At 60.0% G+C, this 19,547-nt stretch carries 15 protein-coding genes; 4 read left to right on the forward strand and 11 right to left on the reverse strand.

What is annotated here, in order from left to right:
- Nucleotides 1-6: 6 nt before the first annotated feature.
- The 8 genes from ACP7E0_RS17770 to ACP7E0_RS17805 all read right to left on the reverse strand — a co-directional run bounded on the left by ACP7E0_RS17770 (nucleotide 7) and on the right by ACP7E0_RS17805 (nucleotide 11,266).
- Complete coding sequence (locus ACP7E0_RS17770; protein WP_426126440.1) at nucleotides 7-1,152, reverse strand: glycosyltransferase family protein; 1,146 nt, start codon at nucleotides 1,150-1,152, stop codon at nucleotides 7-9.
- On the reverse strand, nucleotides 1,149-2,396 hold the full coding sequence (locus ACP7E0_RS17775) for a glycosyltransferase family 4 protein (RefSeq protein ID WP_426126442.1): 1,248 nt from the start codon (nucleotides 2,394-2,396) through the stop codon (nucleotides 1,149-1,151). The genes ACP7E0_RS17770 and ACP7E0_RS17775 overlap by 4 nt, the downstream gene beginning before the upstream one ends.
- Nucleotides 2,393-3,613, reverse strand: coding sequence for a glycosyltransferase family protein (locus ACP7E0_RS17780; protein ID WP_426126444.1), 1,221 nt, complete (start codon nucleotides 3,611-3,613; stop codon nucleotides 2,393-2,395). The genes ACP7E0_RS17775 and ACP7E0_RS17780 overlap by 4 nt, the downstream gene beginning before the upstream one ends.
- Nucleotides 3,614-3,685: 72 nt before the next feature.
- Complete coding sequence (locus tag ACP7E0_RS17785) at nucleotides 3,686-4,861, reverse strand: ABC transporter permease (RefSeq protein WP_426126445.1); 1,176 nt, start codon at nucleotides 4,859-4,861, stop codon at nucleotides 3,686-3,688.
- On the reverse strand, nucleotides 4,858-5,856 hold the full coding sequence (locus ACP7E0_RS17790) for an ABC transporter permease (protein WP_209855591.1): 999 nt from the start codon (nucleotides 5,854-5,856) through the stop codon (nucleotides 4,858-4,860). Before ACP7E0_RS17790 ends, ACP7E0_RS17785 begins: the two co-directional genes overlap by 4 nt.
- A gap of 2 nt (nucleotides 5,857-5,858) precedes the next feature.
- Complete coding sequence (locus ACP7E0_RS17795) at nucleotides 5,859-7,760, reverse strand: ABC transporter substrate-binding protein (RefSeq protein ID WP_426126447.1); 1,902 nt, start codon at nucleotides 7,758-7,760, stop codon at nucleotides 5,859-5,861.
- Nucleotides 7,757-9,658, reverse strand: a complete 1,902-nt coding sequence (locus ACP7E0_RS17800) for an ABC transporter ATP-binding protein (RefSeq protein ID WP_426126448.1) — start codon at nucleotides 9,656-9,658, stop codon at nucleotides 7,757-7,759. Before ACP7E0_RS17800 ends, ACP7E0_RS17795 begins: the two co-directional genes overlap by 4 nt.
- Nucleotides 9,659-9,916: 258 nt before the next feature.
- Nucleotides 9,917-11,266, reverse strand: a complete 1,350-nt coding sequence (locus ACP7E0_RS17805; RefSeq protein ID WP_426126450.1) for an adenylate/guanylate cyclase domain-containing protein — start codon at nucleotides 11,264-11,266, stop codon at nucleotides 9,917-9,919.
- 264 nt (nucleotides 11,267-11,530) lie between these two features.
- On the opposite strand from ACP7E0_RS17805, the gene ACP7E0_RS17810 reads away from it, so the two are divergent.
- A complete protein-coding gene (locus ACP7E0_RS17810; protein ID WP_426126452.1) occupies nucleotides 11,531-12,874 on the forward strand; it encodes a nucleotide sugar dehydrogenase in 1,344 nt (447 codons plus the stop codon).
- A gap of 6 nt (nucleotides 12,875-12,880) precedes the next feature.
- On the opposite strand, the gene ACP7E0_RS17815 is transcribed toward ACP7E0_RS17810, so the two are convergent.
- Nucleotides 12,881-14,059: a DUF3095 domain-containing protein gene (locus ACP7E0_RS17815; protein ID WP_426126454.1), complete on the reverse strand. Its 1,179-nt coding sequence runs from the start codon at nucleotides 14,057-14,059 to the stop codon at nucleotides 12,881-12,883.
- A 201-nt stretch (nucleotides 14,060-14,260) separates the two neighbouring features.
- On the opposite strand from ACP7E0_RS17815, the gene ACP7E0_RS17820 reads away from it, so the two are divergent.
- On the forward strand, nucleotides 14,261-14,743 hold the full coding sequence (locus ACP7E0_RS17820) for a class I SAM-dependent methyltransferase (RefSeq protein ID WP_426126456.1): 483 nt from the start codon (nucleotides 14,261-14,263) through the stop codon (nucleotides 14,741-14,743).
- Between the two features lie 38 nt (nucleotides 14,744-14,781).
- Here the strand turns inward: ACP7E0_RS17820 and ACP7E0_RS17825 are convergent, their stop codons facing one another.
- Together ACP7E0_RS17825 and ACP7E0_RS17830 are read right to left on the reverse strand one after the other, a co-directional pair.
- A complete protein-coding gene (locus ACP7E0_RS17825) occupies nucleotides 14,782-15,645 on the reverse strand; it encodes an FkbM family methyltransferase (protein WP_426126457.1) in 864 nt (287 codons plus the stop codon).
- A gap of 83 nt (nucleotides 15,646-15,728) precedes the next feature.
- Entirely contained in the window at nucleotides 15,729-16,742 is a 1,014-nt protein-coding gene (locus ACP7E0_RS17830) for a LacI family DNA-binding transcriptional regulator (RefSeq protein WP_426126459.1), read from the reverse strand.
- Nucleotides 16,743-16,981: 239 nt separating this feature from the next.
- Here ACP7E0_RS17830 and ACP7E0_RS17835 point away from each other — a divergent pair, with 239 nt between their 5' ends.
- Both ACP7E0_RS17835 and ACP7E0_RS17840 read left to right on the forward strand, forming a co-directional pair.
- Nucleotides 16,982-17,965 (forward strand): ABC transporter substrate-binding protein, encoded by a 984-nt coding sequence (locus ACP7E0_RS17835; protein WP_426126461.1) that lies wholly within the window; start codon nucleotides 16,982-16,984, stop codon nucleotides 17,963-17,965.
- Between the two features lie 84 nt (nucleotides 17,966-18,049).
- Entirely contained in the window at nucleotides 18,050-19,546 is a 1,497-nt protein-coding gene (locus ACP7E0_RS17840; RefSeq protein ID WP_426126463.1) for a sugar ABC transporter ATP-binding protein, read from the forward strand.
- Nucleotide 19,547: the final 1 nt, after the last annotated feature.

The following is a 19,547-nucleotide window of genomic DNA, read 5'->3' on the forward strand; positions in this document are numbered from 1 at the left end:
CGGCGGCTATAACAGCCCGCGCAAGATTTCGGCGGTGCGATGGGCTCCGTCGAGATCGAGGTTATGGGGCGGACGGTCCGTTGCTGCAAGCGCTGTTTCGATTGCCCGCGTCATGCTGCCGGCCGAAAGATCGTCTTCGGTCAGAACATGCGCCAGTCCAAGCTTTTCGAGACGTTCGGCCCTGACCGTCTGTTCCGTCTCACCACCGGCGGTGAAGGGGATGAATAGAGCATGGCATCCGGCGCGCAGGATGTCGCAAACCGTGTTGTAGCCCGCCTGCGAAACGGACAGCTTCGTGCCGGCCAGAAGGCTCGCGAAGTCGGGGCGGAAGCGGGTGACGTTGACATGGGCGGGCGCATCGGCCGAAATTGCATCGAAATCGGACTGTGGCAGATTGGGACCGGTGATCAGAGCCCAGGATAGTGGCTTGGCGATCGACTTTGCTGCTTCCAGCGCCGCACGGATCAAGGCATTGCCGACGGCGCCACCACCGGCGGAAACGATGACGTCGAAGCGTTCGGTTGGCTGCACAGGGGCGGGGGCTGCCACCAGCCCGGTATAGATCACCTTGTCAGTGATATCGGCCGCCAGCGGAAACGTATCTTCCAGCCGGGCAAAGGCCGGGTCGCCATGAACCAGCACCCGGTCGAAATATTCCTTTACCAGCGCGACCGTTTCCTCGTCGCGGCCGGGCTTGGAGCGCTCCTGCAGGATATCGCGTAGCGAGGTGACAACCAGCGGCTTGTTATCCATCGCCGCAATCGCCTCAAGCAGCGGCAAAAGTTCGAAACGGACCTGACGGCGGCCGAAGGGGAAGGCTTCGATGATGACAATATCGGGCTGACTTTGGTGAAAAGCAGCAAGCAGCCGTTCCTTGCGATTGTCTTTGAACGCATCATCGACCGGATTGCCTTCGATATCGGCCAGCCCCGAAAACCCGGCATCTCCCGCGGTGATCGGCGGTAGGGCGACATGATGAACCAGCGGTCCGGGAAATCCGCTGACGGGTGTTCCGCCGGTGACGACTGTCACGTCGAAATCATCCTCAGCCAGCGCCCGGGCGATGCGGCTTGCCCGGGCAAGATGGCCGATGCCGAGCAGGTGCTGGACGTAGAAAAAGGCGCGGGGGGCTCTTGGCTTACTATCGATCATTGCACACTCCGCCATTCAATCTCGAACAGGTCTTTCAGCTGACGGATGCTGGTTTGATGATCGAAGTGGCCTCGCACCTTGCGTTCGGCCGCTTGCCCGAGCCGCTTACGCAGCGCCGGATCGCGGATCGCTTTTTCAAGCGCTGCGGCCAGCGCCCGCGGGTCTTCCGGCGGTACGACAAAACCGTTTTCACCATTGACGAGAAGTTCGGGTATCCCGGAAATATTCGTCGATATGCAGACCAGCGCCTGGCTCGACGCCTCGACAATCACGTTTGGCAATCCATCACGGTCACCATCGGCGGTGATGCGGCAGGCCAGCGCAAAGATATCGGCGTCGCGATACTGCTGCAGCACTTCGGTTTGCGACAGTGAGCCGTGCCAGACAACCTTCTGGTCGATGCCGAGTTCGGATGCCAGTACCTGCAGCTTTTTCAAGAGATCGCCCCCGCCGATATGCACGAACCGCCAGTGGAGATCGGCGGGCAGGCGGCTCAGCGCCCGCAGCAGGATATCGAAACCCTTCTTTTCGACCGCCCGGCCAACGCTGACGATCGTGACCGGATGGGCCGGATCGGACCCGTCATGGGTTGGGCGGGTGCCTTCAAACGGACCGAAACGGCTGAGATCGAGGCCATGATAACTGAGGTGCACGTGCGGCTTGCCGCCGGCAAGGTGACGCAAGTGCTCAAATCCGGTCTGCGTGCAGGTCACGGTCCAGCGGGTGCTGTCGAGTTTTCCGGCCAATTCCCATTCCGGTGAGGTCCAGATGTCCTTGGCATGAGCCGAGCAGGTCCAGCCGATGCCGGTGATCATGCTGGCATAGCGGGCGACGGAGGCCGGGGTGTGGATGAAATGCGCATGCAGCCATTCGCCGCCCTTTGGCCATTCGGTCGATAGCACCATCGCCTGGCCGAAGCGGCGAACCCGGTTGCGCGTCCGGTCGCGCCAGAGGTCGCTGAAGAACGCAGGCAAGGCGCGCCAGAAACCGGGTTTTGGCAGACAGCGGAAAAGCGCACGGGAGACCCGCGCCGGCTCCTCGTGCAGATATTCCGGAAGGTAGCGGACCGGCGCTTTGATTTCGTCATGGATCGGGTGACGCTTCTTGTCCGTCGGCTTGCGTAGCGCCACCAGTTCGAGGTCGAAACCTGCCCGCTCCAGTCCAAGCAATTCCTGGGCGATGAAGGTTTCCGACAGACGCGGATATCCCTTCAGCACCACGACGATCTTGCGGCGCTCAGTCAATTCTGGCTCGATCCTTTGACGACCGTCAAATGCTCGCGGTCGCGGCGTCCGAGCCATTCTCCGACGATCTGCGATATGTTCGCCAGGCCTTCGAGCGTCATGCCCTTAGCGCTCTTGGAGGGCGGATCGCGATCCGGCAGTGCCTTGAGTGCGGCAGCAAAGCGCATGGGGTCGGCTGCTTCCTCGGGCAGGAGCATATCGATCAGTCCAAGCTCTGCGGCGCGGCTGGCACGGATGAGCTGCTCTTCGCGCGGCATGACCCTCGGGACAATCAGCGCAGGCTTGTCGAAGGACAGGATTTCGCAATAGGTATTGTAGCCGCCCATCGCGACCACGGCCTTTGCCCCGGCGATCAGTTCTTCCATGCGGTTGTCGAATTCGATCACCTCGAGATAGGGGATCTTCGCACATTTCAGCAGCAGTTTGTGGCGCTGCTTGACCGGCATATAGGGGCCGAGCACGATCAGCGACTTATGCGTCAGCGTCGGATCTTCCTGATAGGCATCGATCACATCGTGGATCAGGTCGGAGCCGTCGCCGCCGCCGCCCGTGGTGATCAGAATATAGTCGCCCTTCGGCTTGTGTTCAGATTCGACATCCTGCGAGACGCTTCTCTGCAGGAAGCCGACGAAATCCATCTTGGCGCGCACGGCCGGGGGGACGTCGAGGCCGACGAGGGGATCATAGAAATCCGGTGGGCCATAGACCCAGACGCTGTCGTAAAACTGGCCGATCTTGCGCATCACGTCGTTGCGCTTCCATTCCGCATCGAGCAGATGCGGCGCGTCCATGACTTCGCGCAGGCCGAGAACCAGGGTCGTTCCCTGCTTCTTCAGATAGGCGAGCGTTTCCTCGACTTCGCCATGGAGCCCCATCGGCTCCTTGTCGACGATGAAGATATCCGGCTGAAAGGTTTCTGCCGTGTGGCGGATGATCGACCTGCGCATCTTCAGCGTCTCGTGCAGGTCGATATGCCGGTCCATCGAGGTATATTCGCCGTTGCGCAGCTTGATGACGCTGGGGATTTTGACGAAATCGACGCGGGCACGGTAGTCAAAGGCACCGGCGATCGTTGCGCCTGAAATGATCAGGATATTGACGCCGCGATAATCCTCGACCAGCGAATGCGCAATGGTGCGGCAGCGTCTGAGATGTCCCAGGCCGAACGTATCGTGGCTATACATCAGGATGCGGGCGTCTTCGATCCGGCGGGTCATGAGCAGAGCCTCTTATCTCCCATGGCGCTGCCAATCTCCACAAGGAGTGTCCTTAGCATATCGGTATCCACTTCACTTATACGGATCGGCAGCATCGCGCAGTCCATCGCCCAGAAAATTGAACGCCAGAATCACGAGAATGACCGGAATGGTTGGAAACAACAGCCAGGGATAAAAAGCAATGACGCTGACGCTGCGAGCTTCGGTCAAAAGAATGCCCCAGCTGGTGATCGGCGGGCGAAGACCAAGGCCAAGGAAGCTCAGCGCCGTCTCGCCAAGGATCATGCCGGGGATTGCCAGCGTTGCCGTGGCGATCAGGTGCGACATGAAGCCCGGCACCAGGTGACGGCCGATGATGCGGCCTGAACCGGCGCCCATCAGTTGCGCTGCCAGAACGTAATCCTCTTCGCGCAACGCAAGCAGCTTCGACCGGACGGCGCGCGCAAGCCCTGTCCAGTCGAGCAGGCCAAGAATGGCGGTAATCCCCAGATAGATCAGGATCGGGCTCCATGTGACCGGCATGATCGCAGCCAGCGCCATCCAGAGCGGAATACTCGGTATCGATTGCAGCACCTCGATAATACGCTGGGTAATCAGATCAAAGACGCCGCCGTGATAACCCGCAAGTCCGCCAATGGTAATGCCCAGCACGAAGCTCATGGTGATGCCGAGCAGGCCGATGGTCAAGGATATCCGGGCTCCATAAAGGATACGTGACAGCACGTCGCGGCCGAGGCGGTCACTGCCCAGCAGAAACAGCTGTCCGTCCTCGGCGGGGCAGGCCAGATGGACATTGGTCTGCACAAGGCCCCAAAATTTGTAGCCGTCGCCGCGGCAGAAGAAGCGGATCGGTTCGACCTTATCCGGCTTGTCGGTGTAGATCCGGCGCAGTGTATCCATGTCGAGTGTCATCTCGCGGCCATAGACAAACGGTCCGACAAATTTTCCGTCGTGGAACAGATGGACGCTTTGCGGTGGCGAATGGATGAAATCGACGTTGCGGGTATGCAGATTGTAGGGCGCCAGGAACTCGACGATGGCAATGGTCGCGTAGAGGAAGACGAGGAAAAACAAGGAAAACAGGGCAAGCCGGTGTTTCTTGAATTTCCACCACATCAGCCGCAGTTGCGAGGCCTGATAGATCCGCGACTGCTCCTCCGTCATCACATCGACGGAATGCGGATCGAACGGTGCCGTCGAGACGTAATGCGAAAGCGGTTCGCCGGATTGGGGAAGGGATACCGTCACTTGGTGCTACCGCCTTGCAGTCTGATGCGCGGGTCGAGGAATGCGAGCGCGATATCTGAAATCAGCACGCCGATCACGGTGAGGAATGCCAGGAACATTAAGAACGAACCGGCCAGATACATATCCTGACTTTGCAACGCCTTTATCAGCATCGGTCCCGTCGTTTCCAGCGAAAGCACGATAGCCGTGATCTCGGCCCCGGAAATGATGGCCGGCAGGATCGAGCCGATATCCGAGATGAAGAAGTTGAGTGCCATGCGAAGCGGATATTTGACCAGGGCCCGGAACGGATGCAAGCCCTTGGCGCGGGCGGTCACGACATATTGTTTCTGCAGCTCGTCGAGCAGATTGGCGCGCAGGCGGCGGATCATGCCGGCGGTGCCCGCCGTGCCGACGATCAGCACGGGGATCCACAGGTGTTCGAGGATCGACTTCGCCTTCTCCCAGCTCATCGGTTCGGCCAGATATTTCTGGTCCATCAGATGGCCGATCGAGGTGCCGAACCAGATATTGGCGAAATACATCAGGATCAGCGCGAACATGAAGTTCGGAATGGCGATGCCGATCAGGCCGACAAACGTCAGGCCATAGTCACCCCAGCTGTATTGATGGGTGGCGGAATAGATGCCGATCGGGAAGGCGATCAGCCACGTGAACAGGATGGTGACGAAGGAGACCAGCACCGTCAGCCAGAGCCGGTCGCCGACGACTTCGTTTACCGGCAGCTGATACTCGAAGGAATAGCCATAGTCTCCCTGCACCAGGCCTGCGGCCCAATGGAAGTAGCGTATCACCGGCGGCTGATCGAAGCCGTACTCCTTGCGCAACGCGTCGATCTCAGCGGTGTCCACAGCTTCGCCCTGGGCGCGAAGTTCGGCTATGTAGCTCTCGAAGTAATCGCCAGGCGGCAATTCGATGATCGTGAACACCAGCGCGGAGATGATCACGAGCGTCGGGATCATCGCCAGGATACGCCAGAAAATGTAACGCACCATGCTCAGCTAACCTCTTCGCTGTACCAGAACGTATCTGGCATGTAGACCCCGAGATAGCAGGTCGGGTCGAAGCCGTAGAGGCCTTTTTCGGGAATGTTTTGGATATGGGCAGAATGCATGACCGGCTGCAATGTTGCGTTGACGATGCCGATCGAAAAGACGTTCTGCGTATAGATTGCCAGCATTTCGTGCCAGATGCGTGTCCGTTCCGCTGTATCGACCGTCTTTCGCCATTGCTTCACCAGATCGATCAGCTTGATCGCTTCGGGCAATTCCGGCGCAGCTCCGTTTTGTCCGATGGACAGATAATACATGCCCCAAGCCGGCCATTGAAACTGGTCGTCTCTGCTCGGTGCAAGATCGCCGGGGTTCATATCGGCTGTGGGCACCCCATTTTCGATGCCCGACCACATGGACATCATAATCTCGCCACTCATCGTGCGGCTACTGAAAACGTCGCGTTGCGAGGTCTTGATAAAAAGCGCCAAACCAATTTTCGCCCAATGGTCCTTGACGAGTTCCAGCACGTCGGTCTCGAGCGTACTCTCGCCAGAGGTCTCGACGACGATCTGGGTTTCCCGCCCGTCGGGTAGGAGCCGTATGCCATCGCTGTTGCGTTGTGTCAGTCCGACCTCGTCAAGCAGCCTGTTGGCCTGATCGGGATCGTGGCTTGCCCAAGCGGCCGCATATTCCGGCTTGAACAGCGGGCTCTCCTCCAGGATTGTGTCCGCGCTTTCCTTGGCAAGCCCGTAGAAGCTGACCATGTTGATTTCGTGCCGGTCGATCGCCAGCGATAGCGCGCGACGGACCCGCACGTCCCAGAACAGGTCGCGCCATACCTTGTCGCTGCAATTGAGGTTGGGCAAAAGGGCGAGGCGAGAGCCTTGTGTCCTTTTCCAGAGATTAACCTTCACCGGATAGCGCTTTTCGGCATCCTTGAAGAAGGCGTAATCGGAAAAATCGACGCCGGTCGACTGCAGGTCGGTTTCGCCGGCGCCGGTCTTGGCGGCGATGATCTCCGACGAGCTGATATTGAGCAGCCAGCGGTCGATATAGGGCAGCTGCAGGCCGTTTTCATCGACCCGGTGGAAGAATGGATTGCGCTCGAACACGAACTGTTCGGCCGGCGGCGCGGTGCGCGGAATCCACGGGTCCAGCGATGGCAGGTCGGGATTTTCAGGACGGTACTGGCGCGACATCTTGATGTGCAGATCGGCCCATTTCTTGACGCGATACTGTTTCATCAGCGCCGACAGGCGGAAATCGTCCTGATACTTCTTGTGGAAGTGCCGCATATAGGCCGACGGCATCAGGATGACCACCGGAGAGGCGGCGGCAAGGCCCGGAAGGAAGTCCGGATTGGGAGATTTCCAGGTGTAGCGGACGGTCAGTTCGTCGATGATCTCGAATGCCGGCCCTTCGCCGTCGGCGAGAAGCTCGCGCTGGATGCCACCCTTGCGCAGGTCCTTGTTGAGGATCACGTCTTCCCAGGTATAGCGGAAATCCTCGGATGTCAGGTAGCTGCCGTTCGACCAGCGGTGGCCATCGCGGATCTTGAAGGTGAAAATCCGGCCTTCCTGAACGTCGAAGCTTTCCAGGATATCGGGCTGGAACTTCAGGTCCTCCGTATAGCCGACCAGACGGGCATAGCCGTTGATCGTCATCATCCGGATGTCCTTCTGGCTGCCGATCAGCATGCGGACGGTGCCGCCGTACTTTCCGGGCTGCCGGCCCATGGCGGCCAGATTGACGCGCCGTGGGTTTTTCGGCAGGCGATCAGGCAGGTCAGGCAGGGCCTGAGCCCGCAGATAGGGCCGCAGGAAGGGTGGCTCGGGGGTCGCTCGGGCGATACCGGGTACGAGAGCGGTGGCAAGCAGGCCAAGGGTAGTGCGTCGCGTGATCATGATACGAGCTCCCTAACATCGGCAGTTTTTCGCGCCAGAACAAGATGGCCGTTGCCGAGGTCTGCCGTTCCCAGCACATCTGTCTCGCCATCATCGGAAAAATGCTTGCCCCAGCTTCGCTTGTCGGCAGCGCCGCTTGGGTTGAGCATGGAAAAATTAAGCGGCCGGTCGAGATCGGGGAAGGGCACGGCGGCGAGCAGCGATTTCGTGTAGGGGTGAACGGGTGCTTCCATCAGCGCTTCGCGCGGGGCGATCTCGACGATGCGGCCGCCGCACATCACTGCGATCCGGTCGGCCATGTAATCGACGACGGCCAGGTTGTGCGAGATGAACAAGTAGGTAAGCCCCAGCTCCTTCTGCAGATCCTTGAGCAAGTTGAGGATCTGCGCCTGAACCGACACATCGAGTGCCGAGACGGGTTCGTCGCAGATCAAAAGGTCAGGCCCGAGTGCCAGTGCTCTGGCAATACCGATGCGCTGGCGCTGGCCGCCGGAAAAACTGTGCGGATAGCGATTGAGGTGGCGTTCGTTGAGGCCGATGGCCTTGAGCAGGGCCGTCACTGTCTCGACACGGGACTTGCCGTTGCCACGTCCATGGATTTCCAGCGGTTCGCTGAGAATATTCTGCACCGTCATGCGTGGCGACAGCGAGGAGACGGGGTCCTGGAACACCATCTGGACCTTGGTACGCAGATCCTGCAATGCGGAACCTTCCGCCTTCAGCACGTCGATCGGTCCACCGCTGCTGTTGAGCATCACCGTACCCGTGTCCGGCGTGACGGCGCGCATCAGGATCTTGCTGAGCGTTGTCTTGCCGCAGCCGCTTTCGCCCACCAGCCCGAGACATTCGCCGCGCATGATGTCGAAGCTGACCCCATCGACCGCCTTGGTCGCGGGGGAGGTGTCCTTGGTCAGCCAGCTCGATTTGCGGGTGGTGAAGGTCTTGCTGACATTGCGCACCGACAACAGGACTTCCGGCTTCAAGGCTTCGTCAGCCGCGATGACGTGCTTTTTGCCCAGGAGACTGCTGGTATTGACGGGGACTTCGCGCAGAGCCTTCAAGCGCTCGCCGGGCTTCATGTCGAAATGCGGAACGGCGGCCATCAGGCCCTTGAGATAGGGATGCGAGGGATTGCGGAAAATCGTCTCGACCGGGCCGGCCTCCATGACCTCGCCGTGATAGATGACGACAACCTCGTCTGCGACATTGGCGACGACGCCGAGATCGTGGGTGATCAGCAGCATCGCCATATTCAGCTTGGTCTGCAATCCGCGCAGCAATTGCAGGATCTGCGCCTGGATGGTCACGTCAAGTGCGGTCGTCGGCTCGTCGGCGATCAGAAGCGAGGGGTTGCAGATCAGCGCCATAGCGATCATGGCGCGCTGCCGCATGCCGCCCGACAGCTCGAACGGGTACATGTCGTAGGCGCGCGCCGGCTTTTGGAAGCCGACGAGGCCGAGCATTTCCTCGGTGCGATCGCGCCGCTCGCGGCTGGACATGGGGGTATGGATTTTCAGGGATTCGCTGATCTGGTTGCCGATCGTGTGCAACGGCGACAGCGAGGTCATCGGTTCCTGGAAGATCTTGCCGATGCGGTTGCCGCGCAGATTGCGGATTTCCTGCCCGTCGCGCGGCATGGACAGAAGATCAACCGGCTGTTCTCCGTGGGCTGGATCGCAAAAGAGAATGCGGCCGCTACATGCTGCCGTCTTCGGCAGGATGCCCATCACCGCCTGGCTGATGACGGATTTTCCGGAGCCGGACTCGCCGACCAGCGCAGTCACCTTGCCTGGCAGGACGCGCAGGCTGGCATTGCGGACGGCATCGATCTGCCCGCCGAGCATCGCGAACGAGATACTCAAATTCTCGATCCGCAGCAGGTCCGCGCCTGATTTCATGCCAGCAAGTGTCCTTGTTTCATGGCGGCCCGCGATCGTGCGGAGCGCGCCTCCGGGTTGACGCCCGGTTCCTCGAAAAAAGGAGACTATCTCACGGAAATTGACGTGTCCATGACCTTCGGCTGGTAAAGTTTGCACGGATATACTCGCAACGGCGGCCGGCCGGCGCGATGGAGAAATGTCAATCATTCGAGCGGGATGGTTCTGTTCTCTATCCCGCCTATCAATCGCTGCGGATATGCGTCCGCAGGGTGATCTTTACTGCAGCAGCTTGTTCCAGAGCGGATCGCGCGGCTGCGGTTTCTTGCTGTTGCGATAGAGCAGCATGACCTGCTCGGCCTCGGATCGTGTCTCCATTGCGTTGTTGCGAATAGTTTCGCCGTCGTCGAGCTTCATATTGTCTTCCCCCGGTAGAAGCACAGTGATCTTCTGACCGACGCCACGCAGTTTTTCCTGACCGAGTGTTACCCAGTCGCCGCCGCAATAGGTGGCAAACGCCTGGCTTGCGACGATCGGCTGGGTGTATTTCTTCGTCAGTCCCTGCAGCCGTTCCACCTCGTTGACTGCAGCGCCGAAGGCGGAGAAGGTCAGGCGGTCGTTGAGGCCGACATTGCCGAACATGACATTGCCGACGTGCAATCCGATGCCGTATCGGACCTCCGGTAAGTCCTGCTTTTGACGGCTGGCATTGAGTTCGGCCATGTGCGCTGATGCCTGGCGGACGGCAGCCATTGCGGCAAGGGCTGCGACCTGCGACGGCTCGCGATGGCGGCCACAGGGATAGACGGCAAGGAAACCGTCGCCGACAAAACTCAGGATTTCGCCGCCATTGCGGCTGAATGGGGTGGCGATCGCATCGAAGAACTGGTTGAGCGTGTCGATATAGACCTGTCGGCCCTCCTTTTCCGCAAGCACGGTTGACTGGCGCATATCGGCCATCACCAAGGCTGCCCGGATGGTTTCGCCATCGCCGCGCCGCGTCTGGCCGGACAGTACCCGCTTGCCGGCATTGGCGCCGAGATAGGTGGTCAGCATATTGTCGGCAAGCTTGCCGAGGACGGCCATCTTGGCCGCGACGGCCAGATTGTTCTGGATGCGCAGCAGTGCCTCGATGACATTGTCGCTGAAGCCACCATGGGCATCCGTGGACCAGGAGCCGATCATGCCCTGGCCGGAGGTTTCGCCGAAAGACTGGACGAAGGCGAGATAGTCGGTGACGCCCATCTCTTTCAGTTCGTCGAAAATCGGAAATTCCGAGCGCATCGATGGATCGATCTGCCGGCGCATATGTTCGAGATTGTTGCTCAGGAGATAATAGTATGGGCTGAGCAGAAACCGGTCCGGCTTGTCGTCGGTCGGATCGACGCGATACCCTTCGACGGTGACGCCCTGGCCGCGCAGCCAGGTGAAACCCAGCGCGTCGTAGAGCGGATGCAGCATCGAAAAGCTCAAATGGACTCGATTGAGCGGCAGGCCGGACGCAGCCAGCCTTTCGCAAAAGCCGGTAACGACCGTCTCAAGCGTTTCGCCGTTGAGGGCGGCCTGCTGCAGCCAGTTCGATACGCGGTCCAGCAGGTGGGTGGAAACCGTGGTTTTATGGATATTCATCGCGTGGCGTGTCGCTTTCTCAACGAAATCCCGGCGATGGCCGGATGTCCGGTCTGCGTCTCGATAGATCAGGCGTTTGCACCCTCTGCATATAAGGGGTGAAAATGGCAAAACCAGATTCAGGGCCGACAAAAATTGGAGATTTGTTCCGGCGGCCGCGAGGTGCGTGATCGGTGCGGTCCTTGACTTCAGGCCAATTTATCCTCAACTGACCCGCATCCGCAAAGGCGCTTCAGCGCGTCACGATCAGTCGAGAACACGCATTTGACCGTCCATTCTTCCGTAAGCGAGGCTCTCCTTTCGAAGATCGCAGACCGTAGCGCCCGTGCGGGTGTGATCGGGCTCGGCTATGTCGGCCTGCCGCTGGCGATCACCGCTGCCCGCAACGGCTTTACCGTCACCGGCTTTGATATCGACCCGCAGAAGATCGTCGCCATCGAGGCTGGACGCTCCTATATCGACGCGGTTCCGGATGCTGTTTTGGCAACGGAGACGGCGGAAGGCCGTTTTCATGCGACAACCGATTTCCGCCAGCTTTCCGCCTGCGACATCATCGTCATCTGCGTTCCCACCCCTTTGACGAAGCACCGCGACCCGGATCTGTCGTTCATCACCCGCACCTGCGACCGTATTGCCGAGACGCTGAAACCCGGCCAGTTGATCGTTCTGGAATCGACCACCTATCCCGGCACGACGGACGAGGTCGTCCGGCCAATCCTGGAAAAGACCGGCCTTAAATCGGCGCAGGATTTCTTCCTTGGCTTCTCGCCGGAGCGTGAAGATCCGGGCAATCGTGATTTCCATACATCGAGTATCCCGAAGGTGGTGGCCGGGGACGGAGAGGCGGCTGCGGACCTGATGAAGGCTTTTTACGGCGCCGTCGTCCAGACGGTCGTGCCGGTGTCGTCACCGGCGACGGCCGAAGCGGTGAAGCTGACCGAGAACATTTTTCGCGCCGTTAACATCGCCCTCGTCAATGAGTTGAAAGTTGTCTACGAGGCGATGGGCATCGACATATGGGAAGTGATCGACGCGGCCAAGACCAAGCCGTTCGGCTATATGCCGTTCTATCCCGGCCCCGGTCTCGGTGGTCACTGCATCCCGATCGATCCGTTTTATCTGACCTGGAAGTCGCGCGAATACGAATTGCCGACCCGCTTCATCGAGCTTGCCGGTGAAATCAACTCGGCTATGCCTAAGCATGTGGTCGGGCGGCTTGCCGAAGCGCTTGATATCCGTCTTGGCAAGGCGCTCAGCCGGTCGAAGGTCCTGGTGATCGGTCTTGCCTACAAGAAAAACGTACCGGATATCCGCGAAAGCCCGTCGCTAAAACTGATCGAACTGATCGAGGAGCGGGGCGGGCGGGCTGACTATCACGATCCGCATGTCACCGAAATTCCGAAGACACGCGAATATATGACGTTGAAGGGGCGCATGTCAGTGCCGCTGGATGAGCAATCGGTCAAAGGCTTCGATGCTGTTTTGATCGCCACCGATCATGATGCAGTCGATTATGCCGCGATTGCCCGCTGGGCGCCGCTGATCGTCGATACGCGCAACGCCTTTGCCCGGCGAGGCATCGAAGGCGGCACGATCCTTAAAGCCTGATTGGTCTCAGGGCGCCGCAGCGATGGCGGTAGCGGCGGACATATGCTTCTTCATCCGGCTGGCGGCCATGGCATAACCGCCGGACGCGCCGTCAATGAAATGCATGTGATCGCGGCTGAGCGGCGTCGGCACGATGCAGGTCATCAGTGCCGTATCCTGACGGTGCAGGCCGAAACGGCAGATGCCGGCACTTGCCGCAGCCTCAAGCCGGGCCTCGATCTGGCGAAACCTGTCCGGATCGACGTCGATGGTCATTTTGAGGCCGTCATCGAATTTGCGAAAATCCGTGTTGCGGGCAACATCCTGCCGGTATGCCTTCGGATCGAAACGGCCGAGCGTCAGGCCGAGGCGATAGAGACCGACCGTCAGCAGATATTGCGCCAGGATGAAAAGCCGATGGGTGAAGCGTTTCCCCTTGGGTGCCGTTTTTGTTTCCGCCGACAGGCCTACAGCCGACAGTCCGATCTGCGGCCCCTCCGCTGCGACCGGATGCCCCTCCCGTTCTTCTCCGGCGGCAAGCGCGACGATGTCGGCGACCAGGGCCTGAAATGCGGCGATGTTCTCTGATCCGACAGGAATTGCGATGATAGAGACGATGTCGCCATGCCGGGACTGGATCGGGTTCCATCGGCAGGATAGTCCGGCAAGGTCCGGCCGTGCACCCGAAGGTGCAGGTGGTATGGCAAACAAGCCTTCCTTCATCCGCGCTTCCGCCCAACTCGAACCGCCACCGGCAAACATCGCGTAGGAAACATCGGGGTTGACCTGAAAGCGGGCGACACGAACGGTGAGGCCTGCTGCGATGACGTCGGCCACGGGTACAAGAGCGGCACGCAGCGTCAGCTGTAACTCTTCACCGACCCAGCTTTGCACCGCCGAAAGTGCGTTCCGTGCTTTCTCTACGCCGGACGGCGGCACTGCCACCATCGCGCCATCGCCGCCGAAGACGAAGGGCAGGTCGTTATTGCCCAGCGCATTCAGAATGGCCGAGATGACACTGGCGCCGGCCATGTTGACCGCCTTGTAGCGGCCGGCCTCGATCGCGCCGGTGGAATCGACGATGTCGGCGGTGGCCAGCGCCCAATCGGGGGGCAATGCCCGATAGTTGTCGCTGTTGGCGACGCCTTCGAATTCGACGAAGACCGGAAGCGCGCTGAAGAATGTTTCGCTAGAAAGCTGGCTCATTCTTCGAGGCTAACATATTCGCGCAGGGCAGGCGAAGTGGTTTGACGCCCGGTGTTAGGAAAAGCATGGCGGAAACAGACCCATCCCTTTCCATCACAGATGGGAGTTTGGAGCAAATTTCCCGCGCGCGCGGTCGACCCATCGATGCGTCTCGTGTTAAGCGATGCAACCAGCATGATTTGAATGAATGGATAGAAATAGATGAGTCGCCTTGATGGTTTTATCTCCCGCATGCACTCGCAGCGTGCTGTTCTCAACCATATCAAGGAGGCTTCGATGATCGCGCCGGATGGCGTGATCCTGGAAATCGGGCTTGGCAACGGGCGGACCTACGATCACATCCGCGAACTGTTTCCGAACAACCGGGTCATCGTTTTCGACCGGGCTATCGGGTCGCATCCCGATTCGACGCCGCCGGAGGCGGATCTCATTCTTGGCGATATCAAAGAGACGATTGCCCAGTTTTCCGGCAGGGGCGTCGCGTTTGCGCATGCCGATATCGGCACGGCCTATCCAGAAAAGGATGCCAAGACCCTGACCTGGCTGCCGCAATCGATTGTCGCTGCGCTGAAGAGCGGCGGTGTTGCCGCAAGCGGGTTGCCGCTCGACCATCCCGAACTCGAGCCATTACCGCTGCCGGCCGGCGCCGATCCGGGCCGGACCTATTTTTACAGGAAACGCTGAACGGCTTGCCGATCGCCCGCTTTGTTGGCGGGTGATGGTCAGGGCAGGAGCAGGACGTCGAACTGATCCTGCCCGATCGGCAGGGCAGTAACCTTCATCTCGACCTGGCTGTCTTCGTAAAAGACGATGCAATCCTCGTAGAAGCCAGCCAGATAATCGACGAAGGCCTGCGATCCGGCCGGTCCGTAGAAGACCGGGGAGAATTCCACGTAGAACGGTATGCGGCGTTGCAGCAGCGGTAGCATCGAGCGGGCGGCCACCGGCTCATAGCCCTCGATGTCCATCCAGATCAGCCCGATGTCATCGGCTGCCACGCCTGTCTCTGTCAGCATAGCGGTCACCGGTTTTACCGGAACCTTGATCTCGATATCCCGGTCGCTCTGGCGTAGGGCGCTGCTTTTGCCGTGATTGTCCCTGTGCATGAAGAAATCGAGCGTGCCGTCGCTCTCACCGGCAGCCGTGTTGATCGCGGTGATCCGCTTGTTCAGGCCGTTCTGGTCGATGTTGGTGCGCAGAAGCTTGAAGTTGCGTGGATCCGGTTCCACCGTAACGATATGGCGAAAGGCCTTGCTCAGCGCGAAATAGACGGTCTGGGTGCCGATATTGCCGCCGAGTTCGAGAAGGATTTTTTCGGGTTGCAGCAGACTTCTTTGCCGCAGGACGGACAGCAGCCGCTCGACATTCTCGCGCTGGAAATGGCCCTTGCGGTAGATTTTCCGGCCGATGTAGTCATGCGGGGAAAAGGTCATCAGATGGTCGCCGCAATCGGCGGTCATAGACACGATTTTCGGGCTGACGGCGTTGACGAGCATTTCGCGGCCGATGCGGGTGGCGAGCAGGCGTTTTGCCATGCGATTGCGCCATTTGCGCAGCCGGCGCTTCCAGGATTTCGTCACTTGCATGCCTTGCCCGTCTCCATCATGTGCTGATCTTCTTCAACACGAGATTGAGCGGGAAATGAAGGCGTTTCTGCGAAAACGGCGGCCTAAGCCGGTTTCCCCGTCGTGCCGCGCCGCACCAGCGGGCCATCGACCTTGATGGTCATCGGCCGTGGCTGCTTGCCGTGGATCGCCATGTCGATGAGGATTTCCGCGGCCTTTTGGCCCATCTCGTAATTGGGCAAGACGAGGGTGGAGAGGGGCGGGTGGGTGTAGCGGGCCAGTTCCTGGTCGTCATAGCCCATGACGGACAGGTCCTCCGGTACCCGCAGGCCTCTTTCCGCCGCCGCCTCCATGACGCCGATCGCCATGAGGTCGTTGCCGCAGAGGATCGCCGAGGGCGGATTGGGCATGGACAGAAGATCGAGCCCTGCTTCGTAGCCGCGCAGCGGCAGCCAGTCGCCGTCGCGGACCAGTGTTTCATCAAAGGCGATATCGGCGGTGGCGAGCGCCTGCTTGTAGCCTTTGAGGCGATCCATCGCCGCATCCATCCAGGGCTCGCCATTGATGAAACCGATGCGCCTGTGGCCAAGGCTGGTCAGATGCGCGGTTGCCGTAAAGCCGCCGGCGACTTCTCCGGGCACGATGGCCATATGCTGGCGTGGCTCGGAATAGCAGTTGAGCAAGACGGTCGGGATGCCCTTCAGCTGCGGCGGCACGGTGACCTTCCGGGTGAAGATCGTCGCATAGATGACGCCGGCGATGGAGCGGTCGCGCAAGATCGAGCGCAGCACCGCATCCTGCAGGTCCGGGTTGGAGCGGGTCGCGTGCGCCGACACCAGAAGCCCCTGTTCGAACGCATAGTCGCGGATGCCGTCGAGGCTGACGACCGGATGCGGGCTGGTGGAGATTTCGTCGACGATGAAGGCGATGGTGTCCTTCTCGACATGCGGGGTCGTGTCCACCTCGTTTCGTGTCATTGGTAATTTATAACCAATTTTATGAGCAGCTTCACGCACGCGCATTTGGGTCTCGGCCGAAATGCGGGCTCCAGACATCTCGTTGAGAATCAGAGAGACGCTCGATTGTGACACGCCGGCAATCCTGGCCACGTCCGTCATGGTGGGCCGGCCTGTGTCCCCCTGCTTCTCGGAGGCGCTGTTCCGCCCACTTGCTCTTGCCATCGTCCCGTCTCGCTTCCATCCCGGTTTCTGCTGCGATGCAGAATTATTTTTGTGCGCATGCTAATAAATTAGCGCTTGACTGATAATATTATTAGCGCAAGATTTGCGTATGTGAAGCGGAAAATGCTCACTGCCCGGTAGAGGAGTACCGGTAAATTTCGGAGGAGAAAATACCGATGTCCACGATTTCACGTCGCACGTTCCTGGCTGCCGCAACGGCCATGGGCGCCATCGCGCTTGCCGGCTCCATTGCCTATGCGGAGCTTCCGGCTTTGGCCAAGAAAGACACCTACAAGGTCGGCTTCGCGCAGACCGAATCCAACAATCCCTGGCGCATCGCCCAGACCAACAGCATGAAGTCAGAGGCTGAAAAGCTCGGCTACCAGCTGGTCTATACCGATGCTGCTGGTTCCGCTGCGAAGCAGGTGGCCGACGTCAACTCGATGATCGCACAGGGCGTCGATGTCATCTTCCTCGCGCCACGCGAAGAAAAGCCGCTGATCCCCGCCGTCATGGCTGCGAAGAAGGCCGGCATCCCTGTCATCCTGCTTGACCGCAACGTCGATCAGTCGCTCGCCAAGGCCGGCGAAGACTACGTGACATTCATCGGTTCAGACTTCATCGCGGAAGGCAAGCGCGTCGCTGAATGGCTGGCCAAGAACGCCAACGGCAAGTCGAAGATCATCGAACTCGAAGGCACGACCGGTTCCTCGCCGGCGAACGATCGCAAGAAGGGTTTTGACGAAGCCATTGCGGCTGCAGGCGGTTTCGAAATCCTGGCGTCCCAGACCGGCGACTTTGCCCGCGACAAGGGCCGCCAAGTTGCCGAAGCGCTCCTACAGGCGCATCCGGACGCGGATATCGTCTATGCGCACAACGACGAAATGGCGATCGGTGCGATTGCCGCCATCGAGGCAGCCGGCAAAGTTCCGGGCAAGGATATTCTCGTGCTCTCGATCGACGGAGGCAAGGAAGCCGTGCAGGCTGTGATCGACGGGACAATCGCGGTCGTGGTAGAATGCAATCCGCGCTTCGGACCGAAGGGTTTCGAGATCATGCAGAAGTACGCCGCGGGTGAAAAAATCGAGCCCAAGGTAATCAACGACGACAAGTTGTACGATTCGTCCAACGCCGCCGCGGAATTGGCAACCGCCTATTGATTTCCCAAGACTGTCGCTTCCGGCCGGGGTGGCATCGCCATTCCGGCCGGCTTTTCATGTCTGCTTATTGAGGATGGATGGAACATGCTGCTGTCCATGCAGGATATTTCCAAGGCGTTTTCCGGCGTCGCTGCTCTGCGCTCGGCCTCGCTTGAGATCGCTGCCGGCGAGGTCATGGCGCTGGTCGGCCAGAACGGCGCCGGAAAGTCGACGCTGATCAAGATTTTGACCGGGGCCTATCAGCGCGATACAGGGGTGATCCGTTTCGAAGATGAGGACGTTGTCTTTGCAACGCCCGGCGCCAGCCAGGCCAAAGGCATCGCGACGATCTATCAGGAAATCAATCTGGCGCCGCAGCGTTCGGTGGCCGAGAATATCTATCTGTCGCGCGAGCCGCGAACGGGGCTTGGGCTGCTCGACCGGCGGGCGATGCGCGACGGTGCCGCTGCTGTGCTCAAGACCTTCAATCTCGATATCGACGTTGACATGCCTGTCGGTCATTTCAGTGCCGCGACCCGGCAGATGATCGCCATTGCCCGTGCGGTAACGCAAAAGGCGCGGCTGGTGATCATGGACGAGCCGACATCGTCGCTGGACGAACGCGAGGTTAGCATTCTGTTCGAGACGATCCGCACGTTGAAAAGGAATGGCGTCGCCGTGCTGTTCATTGGCCACCGGCTCGACGAGCTCTATGAGATCTGCGACCGCGTCACCATCATGCGCGATGGCCAGACGGTGGCGCAGAGCGCCATGGCCGACATGCCGAAGATGGAGCTTGTCCGCCACATGCTCGGCAAGGAACTCGCCGCCTTTCAGGCGATTGCCCGCGACATCGGTGACGACGAGGCAAAACCCGTGCGTCTTTCGGTCGAAAGCGCCGGGTCCGGTGTCCGCGTCCGCGATGTCAGCGTCACCGTGCGCGAAGGCGAGATTTCCGGGCTTGCCGGTCTGCTCGGCTCCGGCCGCACGGAAACCGCGCGGATCATCTTCGGTGTCGACAAGCTGGAAAAAGGGTCGATCCGCATCGACGGCAAGGCGCGCAACTATTCCGAGCCGGCCGACGCGATCGCCGATGGCATCGGGCTGGTCTCCGAGGATCGCAAGATCGACGGCATCATTCCCGAGATGAGCATACGCGAGAACATGACGCTGGCGCTGCTGCCGAAACTGAAGAAGGCCGGCATTGTCGATCGCGCCCGCCAGCAGGAGATCGTCATGCGCTACATCAAGGCGCTCGGCGTCAAATGCGCCTCGCCGGATCAGCCGATCAGGGAACTGTCGGGCGGCAATCAGCAGAAGGTTCTTCTCGCCCGCTGGCTTTGCACCGATCCGCGCATCCTGATCGTCGACGAGCCGACGCGCGGCATCGACATCGGCGCCAAGGCGGAAATCCTCAAGCTGCTGCGCAGGTTGGCCGATGAGGGCTTGAGCGTCCTGATGATCTCCTCCGAACTGGAGGAGCTTCTGGCTGCGGCAGACCGCGTCACGGTGTTGAGCGACGGCCGGTCCGTTGCCGTCCTGAAGCGCAACGAACTCAGTGAGACGGCGCTTCTTTCCGCCATGGCCCATCAGGTGAATTGAT

The sequence above is a fragment of the Pararhizobium sp. PWRC1-1 genome, assembly GCF_049897905.1.
In the GTDB taxonomy this organism is placed as follows: Bacteria; Pseudomonadota; Alphaproteobacteria; order Rhizobiales; family Rhizobiaceae; genus Pararhizobium.

Excerpts from the sequence above, each read along its gene's own strand:
- ACP7E0_RS17770 (WP_426126440.1), bottom strand. The coding sequence starts at position 1,152 with ATGATCGATAGTAAGCCAAGAGCCCCCCGCGCCTTTTTCTACGTCCAG.
- ACP7E0_RS17780 (WP_426126444.1), bottom strand. The coding sequence starts at position 3,613 with ATGACCCGCCGGATCGAAGACGCCCGCATCCTGATGTATAGCCACGAT.
- ACP7E0_RS17790 (WP_209855591.1), bottom strand. The coding sequence starts at position 5,856 with ATGGTGCGTTACATTTTCTGGCGTATCCTGGCGATGATCCCGACGCTC.
- ACP7E0_RS17795 (WP_426126447.1), bottom strand. The coding sequence starts at position 7,760 with ATGATCACGCGACGCACTACCCTTGGCCTGCTTGCCACCGCTCTCGTA.
- ACP7E0_RS17800 (WP_426126448.1), bottom strand. The coding sequence starts at position 9,658 with ATGAAATCAGGCGCGGACCTGCTGCGGATCGAGAATTTGAGTATCTCG.
- ACP7E0_RS17805 (WP_426126450.1), bottom strand. The coding sequence starts at position 11,266 with ATGAATATCCATAAAACCACGGTTTCCACCCACCTGCTGGACCGCGTA.
- ACP7E0_RS17815 (WP_426126454.1), bottom strand. The coding sequence starts at position 14,059 with ATGAGCCAGCTTTCTAGCGAAACATTCTTCAGCGCGCTTCCGGTCTTC.
- ACP7E0_RS17820 (WP_426126456.1), top strand. The coding sequence starts at position 14,261 with ATGAGTCGCCTTGATGGTTTTATCTCCCGCATGCACTCGCAGCGTGCT.
- ACP7E0_RS17825 (WP_426126457.1), bottom strand. The coding sequence starts at position 15,645 with ATGCAAGTGACGAAATCCTGGAAGCGCCGGCTGCGCAAATGGCGCAAT.
- ACP7E0_RS17830 (WP_426126459.1), bottom strand. The coding sequence starts at position 16,742 with ATGACGGACGTGGCCAGGATTGCCGGCGTGTCACAATCGAGCGTCTCT.
- ACP7E0_RS17835 (WP_426126461.1), top strand. The coding sequence starts at position 16,982 with ATGTCCACGATTTCACGTCGCACGTTCCTGGCTGCCGCAACGGCCATG.
- ACP7E0_RS17840 (WP_426126463.1), top strand. The coding sequence starts at position 18,050 with ATGCTGCTGTCCATGCAGGATATTTCCAAGGCGTTTTCCGGCGTCGCT.